8 protein-coding genes are annotated in these 6,000 nt (G+C 37.9%); 5 read left to right on the forward strand and 3 right to left on the reverse strand.

Features of this window, described 5'->3' with window-relative positions; translation table 11 throughout:
• Positions 1–56: 56 nt before the first annotated feature.
• Genes NE536_RS20380 through NE536_RS20390 form a run of 3 tightly spaced genes read left to right on the forward strand, consistent with a single transcriptional unit; the run spans position 57 to position 1,771 of the window.
• Positions 57–545, forward strand: a complete 489-nt coding sequence (locus NE536_RS20380; protein ID WP_261273859.1) for a hypothetical protein — start codon at positions 57–59, stop codon at positions 543–545.
• Positions 546–552: 7 nt separating this feature from the next.
• Complete coding sequence (gene stbB / locus NE536_RS20385) at positions 553–1,284, forward strand: StbB family protein (RefSeq protein ID WP_261273860.1); 732 nt, start codon at positions 553–555, stop codon at positions 1,282–1,284.
• A 1-nt stretch (position 1,285) separates the two neighbouring features.
• Positions 1,286–1,771, forward strand: coding sequence for a hypothetical protein (locus NE536_RS20390; protein ID WP_261273861.1), 486 nt, complete (start codon positions 1,286–1,288; stop codon positions 1,769–1,771).
• A 100-nt stretch (positions 1,772–1,871) separates the two neighbouring features.
• On the opposite strand, the gene NE536_RS20395 is transcribed toward NE536_RS20390, so the two are convergent.
• The 3 genes from NE536_RS20395 to NE536_RS20405 all read right to left on the reverse strand — a co-directional run bounded on the left by NE536_RS20395 (position 1,872) and on the right by NE536_RS20405 (position 3,833).
• Positions 1,872–2,189 (reverse strand): type II toxin-antitoxin system PemK/MazF family toxin, encoded by a 318-nt coding sequence (locus NE536_RS20395; RefSeq protein ID WP_261273862.1) that lies wholly within the window; start codon positions 2,187–2,189, stop codon positions 1,872–1,874.
• Complete coding sequence (locus NE536_RS20400) at positions 2,183–2,434, reverse strand: AbrB/MazE/SpoVT family DNA-binding domain-containing protein (RefSeq protein WP_261273863.1); 252 nt, start codon at positions 2,432–2,434, stop codon at positions 2,183–2,185. The genes NE536_RS20395 and NE536_RS20400 overlap by 7 nt, the downstream gene beginning before the upstream one ends.
• Positions 2,435–2,597: 163 nt before the next feature.
• Positions 2,598–3,833: a DUF3560 domain-containing protein gene (locus tag NE536_RS20405; RefSeq protein WP_261273864.1), complete on the reverse strand. Its 1,236-nt coding sequence runs from the start codon at positions 3,831–3,833 to the stop codon at positions 2,598–2,600.
• Between the two features lie 902 nt (positions 3,834–4,735).
• Here NE536_RS20405 and NE536_RS20410 point away from each other — a divergent pair.
• Both NE536_RS20410 and NE536_RS20415 read left to right on the forward strand, forming a co-directional pair.
• Positions 4,736–5,299, forward strand: a complete 564-nt coding sequence (locus tag NE536_RS20410) for a nucleotide-binding protein (RefSeq protein WP_261273865.1) — start codon at positions 4,736–4,738, stop codon at positions 5,297–5,299.
• Positions 5,292–5,696, forward strand: a complete 405-nt coding sequence (locus NE536_RS20415) for a hypothetical protein (RefSeq protein ID WP_261273866.1) — start codon at positions 5,292–5,294, stop codon at positions 5,694–5,696. Before NE536_RS20410 ends, NE536_RS20415 begins: the two co-directional genes overlap by 8 nt.
• Positions 5,697–6,000 lie beyond the last annotated feature (304 nt).

A 6,000-nucleotide genomic window follows, 5' to 3' on the forward strand; every position in this document is an offset into this window, starting at 1 on the left:
ACGACTATATAAATTTTAGCCATAATTGCTATTATTATATATTTTGAGAAGTTGGCATGTTAAAATTAGATTGTTTTAAAGATAGGCTCTATGTTTATCTAGAAGCAGGCAGAGTAAAGAAAACAAAAAATAAAATTATCGAGTTTATCTTACCTGAAATAGACGAACTCAATGAGAATGGTTTTACATTAAAACAAATATGCGAATCCATCAATAATAATGATTGTTATTTCAAAATTGAATTAGCACCGTTAAAAACTACAATTGCGAGAATTAGAAGGAAAAAACGCCAGATTAACCAAGATCCTCTACAGTCCAAGTCAAGTAGTAGTCAGCATAACGATATTCACATAGTTAACACAAGCGTCAAAAATCAATGTTCTGACGATTGGGAACAAATTCTTGGATTTAAGATATCTGAAAGGTGCTTAACTCGATTAATTAAGTCAGAGTTAACAACTGATTTCATCTCTAATAAAGAGTTCCCAAACGAAAAAAGATTAAGTGACTTTTTAATTAAATACGAAATTACTAATAAACCATAGGTGTATAATGTTTTTAAAAATTGCGTTAATGAATAACTCAGGCAATGTTGGGAAAAGCATGATTTGCGATAACCTTTTGCGTACAAGGATCCCAAATGCCGAAGTGATAAAGATTGAAACTATCAACTCTGATGGTTCAAATGATGAAACGATATCAGCCAAGCAAATTAAACAAGTGTTTACTTTGATGGACACTCACGATACAGCAATTATTGATGTTGGTGCTTCAAATATTGAAATTTTTATGAATAATTTAAGGATCTCAAACGGAGCACATGAGGAAATTGATTATTTTCTAATTCCTACAACACCAAAACCGAAACAACAAGTTGACACATTAATGACAATTGAAGATTTACTTAATCTTGGTGTTGAAAAGGAAAAGATTAAATTAATTTTCAACTTCCATGATAAAGACTTAACAATCAAACAAAACTATTCAATTATTTTTGCTAATGATATAGCTAAAACGTTAGAACTTGATAAGATTAGCAACCAAATATCCATATCAGATAATCCAGTTTTTGATATGCTTGGAGAGCTAGGTTATTCATTCCAAGATATAGCTAGTGACAAAAGAGATTTCAAAATGCTAATTCGGTCTACTGATGATAAAGATGAAAGAGCACAGCTATCGCATTTAAGGAGTGCTCAACGCTTGGCAATAAGCTTCACTCAAGAACTCGATCAAACATTTGCAACATTATTAAAGTCATGCGATATCAATTTAGGGGAGTAGTATGAGTGAAAATGAAAAATTCAATAGCAAGACAAGACTTGGTAACGCCATACATGATGCAGCTATGGCTAATATCAACGAGGATCTTAAAGGCATATACGACACATTAGATAAAATACTAATTGAGTTACCTAATAGAGTTAATACTCACACAGCCGAATTAAAAGCAGATATTTTATCTTTGCAACAAGCGCTGAAATCAGTGCCAGATACATTTGACGTTGATTTTTCCAGAAAGATGAACCGAATATTAGATGTACTAAATGAGGTTGATTCGCATAGTACCAAGCTAAACAAAATACTACAGCAAGAACATTCCGAACAGCTCGTAAAAACAGCTAACAACTATGCCGCAGAATTTAACAAGAAAATCGCAGATTATGGAAAGATAGGACATTTCGCGCTTATTATTTATGGTTTATTCAGCGCGCTATTAGGTGGTTTCATTGGCGGTGTCACTCTGTGGTTAATGTTCAAATTCACTTGATGTAACGGCTAACGCGCTTTGCTTGTTGGCCGCTGAAAATAACGTAAAAGACTACGCTATTTACGTTATTTTCAGCGGCTCTATATTTTGATTTTGTAACTTATTCAAAAAATTCTTTTACGATTGACGCAACTAAATTAGATTCTACAGCAGTTAACTGGCCTAATTTTTTTATTATCCTATTTTTGTCTATTGCTCGCATTTGATCTATAGCGACCTCGCTTTTAACTTTTGAGCCTTGGACTACGGGTCTAAATGGCCACCCTCTAGCGGTAGATGTTAACGGGGCTATTATGACGGTTTTAAGATGCTTATTTACGTCATTAGGTGAAATAACCACACAGGGCCTAGTTTTATTAATTTCGGCTCCAACGGTAGGGTTAAGATCAATCAACACTACATCAAATTGATTTACCATTCAGTGCCCCACTCGTCCGTCAACTCTAAATCTACATTTGCAAAATCTTCATTCATTAACTCGGCTTCTTTTTGTGCTTTAGCCTCTGTTACTTGATCAAACCAATTCGCTCTAGGTGTTTTAACCTTGTGAAAACTCATAACGACCTTATCCCCAACGGTGCAATTATTCGCTTTCAGTTCATCAAAAGGGATCCTAATCACGGTAGAATTACCCGATTTTTTTAACTCATAAATGCGTTGCATTTGAAGCCTCATTATTTACCTTACACGGTAATACATTGTAATACCAGATTGAGGTATCCGCAATGGCTAGCAGACATACACGACAGAATTTTTTCTTGCGAGGAATGAGTAAAAAAAATTCCTTTTTTCAAAAGGGGCAATTATTGCCCCACTTTAACGGCTGTTAATTTGTGTCCAGCTTGGCGATCAGTTGTTTTGTGCGAAAAATGGCGTTAGGCGTGATTTTGCGTACCCACGCTTTAGAAAAACGCGACCACTTGAAAGAATACATTTTTAGTGTGCGCCGCAGCGCCTCACTGGGCACATCGTCAAACGTGATTTTGATCCGCCCATCTTCTTCATACAATGACCAAGAAAGCCCCTCAATCTCACCGCTTGCGCTTAATGGTTCTTGATTATGTAACTTTTCCAAGTCTTCAATTCGATCTCTTACGGTGCGAATATTCGCATTATTGTTAGTTAATGAATAACTGGCGAACCCTACCCGACCGCAAAAGTCCCCCTTTAGCAATTCTTTCGCATCATTTTCGGTTAACTGGTGCGTTTGCGTCATGTACTCGATTTTGTCGGCGTCAGTCATATGCTTAGAACGGATCACTTTGTTGATCGCTTTCATCATTTCTTGCGAACGTTCCAAGCCTGCCAATTTCTCTTTTAGTTTACCGATGGCTTCGGGATCATCCGATGCAATGCCATTAGTGCCAACGCTGGCCGCTCTGTCAGCGTAATAACCCGCTTTTTTGCTTGCTGCAACTGATTTACCCATATCATTAAAAATCTTGTCTGCGTGGCGTCTAGCGCGTCCCTCACTATGGTGCCCGACTAAAATCGGCTGGCCGAACGGAATACAAGAAGCGAGACTTCTAGACGACTCATAAAATTTGTTTGATTCTGCCGCCGCTTTGCTTGAGGCGTTCTCTAAGCGGTCGCGTTTGCTTTCTAGGCGATCTTGAAAATCGCCAAAACTAACCACTTTGCGAGTGTTGTCATCGTTTGGCGGTGTTGGCTCTGGCGCTTTTGAATCGTTCGACAACGGGCACAGATAGCCGTCTAACAACGCCTGTTTTACTTGGGCATAGGTAAAATGCGGCTTTTTCGCTTTGACTTCTTCAAAGGTCAAAACGATATCGTTAGAAAAATGATAGGGACAATCAGAAAAACGCACTTTAGTTAAAACACCTTCAAAAACAGTAAGGTAAATTTCTAAATCTGAGTATTCCTTTTCGTACCAACTCCAAAAGAAATCTACATCAACGATCTGCGGGGCGTTATCGTTAAAACAATCATCCATACCCATTGATTGGGTTCTGAGTTCAATTTTTGTCGCCATTGACAACAACACAGCAATTTTATTTTTTGCGTTTTTGCGCAGCTTTCCCGCTTTAAAGCCTTTCAACATATCGAGCTTGTTGGAGCCTGCTTGAGTCTTGAGGCTAACAGTAGATTGAATGGTATTAGTGTGAGTTGCTTGTGCTAAAAGTGAGTGTGTCATGGCTTGTTTTCCTGTTGTTTGAATATCGATCTCGTCTCCGCCTGACTTCCTGCCTCATTTTTACGTTCTGGTTTGCAAGGGCGCGAAGCGCTTGTTTACCCTTGCAAAACAGGTTGTTGAAATGAGACAGATTAGAAGTTAAAGCGGGGACGAGTTCGGTATTTGTTTTAGACAGGAAAACCATGATGCGCGAAAGGCCAGCACAGGCTTACTCACACTTTGCCAGACAAGGCACTGTTAGTGCTTGCTTTTAGTTTTGAAATTTGGTGATCGGTTGGGTGATATCCCCCCTGGTTAATTCGCTTTTCAATTAACCAAGGGAGAATATTCACTCAATGCCTGAGTAACCATTTAGCCGGTGCGAAACGCGACCGCTAAAAACGATTTGCTTCTGATGTTTAGATAACCACCTAAATGCACGTATACATATGAAAACTCGCGTACACCCACAAAATTGCACGCTTACGTAATTTTTAGATATTTTGATTTTAAAATCTGGTGATCGGTTGGGTGAAATCTCCCCTGGTTAATTTTCCCTTTAATTAACCAGGGGAGATTTCACCCAATGCTTTAGTCACCGTTTAGCCGGTGCGGAACGCGACCGATAAGAACGATTTGCTTCTGATGTTTAGATAATCACCTAGGTGCGCGTATACTTATAAAAACTTACGCACACACGCAAAATTGCACGCTTACGCAATTAATAGTTGAAATATTACGTCCAACGAGTATAGTAAAATAAATTCTTCGCGCACTCTTGCGTATACTTACAATTCCTTAAGACTCGTTACAAGGTTGAGCGTAAACTTATGAAGCATATAAAATTAGCTAATGTAAAAGGCGGAACAGGAAAAACAAGCATTGCATGTAGCATTGCTGAATACTTACACGCAATAGGGAAAAAAATCGAATGCCATGATTACGATAATGTAGCAAGCCATTTTAAAATGTTTATAGATGAATCAGCAATCGATCCACGCCCAGCTAATCCAGACTTCACGATAACAGATACAATCGGCGCCTTAACTAACGATTTATTAGATTTATTATCTACTGATGTTGAAGATAGTATAATAATTGTTCCTTGCTCATGCTCAGATAGTGATATCAACACTACACTAAAATTCGCAAGGAACCTTAAGCGTTTGCGCGTAAACTTTATCGTTGTTATAAATAAAGTATCTGGATTATCCCACTCAGTGGCTAAAGCAGTAAAAGTTAGAGAGCAATTTAGATCAATAGATATACCTGTATCAGATTATTTTCTTCCATATACACCAAGTATCGAAAATATTGCGTCTGGTTCTATTCTTAGAAACAATGGTTTTAAACACGCATTAGAAGCAATTTTATTGGAGGTAACAAATGGCTAAGGATGCTTTTGCAGTAGACACAGGGGAAGATTTAAAATCACCTGAAATTCTTCAAGTTGCCCCAAGAACAGCAGAAGAAGTTAAAGCTTTAAAAATTGCGCGAGAGAAAAAAAATAGGGACTTAGCTAAATCCTTTCAAAATAAAGCCCTATCCATGACAAGCGAAGAACTTATTGATTATATTAAGGGGAATAGGCAGTTCGAGCAATTCGCATACAGCATCAACACGTTGAGGTTAACTAATATCGAAATTGCACACCTAAGCCTGTATGCAAAACATATAGGCGTTCCAATAAAAAATGGAAAAGTATCTTTAAAAGGGTCAAGAACCCTAACACAGTTCATTGTAGAGCAAATGATGGAAAAAATAACAAACGAAGTAAGAGACCTATTATAGAAAATTGGCCTATAGCAATAGCAGTTGCTATAGGCCATGCGACACATAACCAAAGAGGATTAACTATGCCACATCACGAGTATATAGAAATTGAGAAAGCCCGTCTAATCGACTTACCTAAACTTCCAGCAGGGAAGCTATACCAATGGTTAGCGACAAAACCAGCGTGGGTACAAACTAGAGTTGCAAAACAGCTAAGTTTAAGCAACACAAACTAATGATAGAATTGAGCCATGTGGATGACTACAGGGCTTTGTTTATTTTGGGTATACCCCAAGTAAACCAGCTTTATCTCACTGCCAAT

Source organism: Shewanella septentrionalis, from assembly GCF_025370265.1.
Classification (GTDB): domain Bacteria; phylum Pseudomonadota; class Gammaproteobacteria; order Enterobacterales; family Shewanellaceae; genus Shewanella; species Shewanella hafniensis.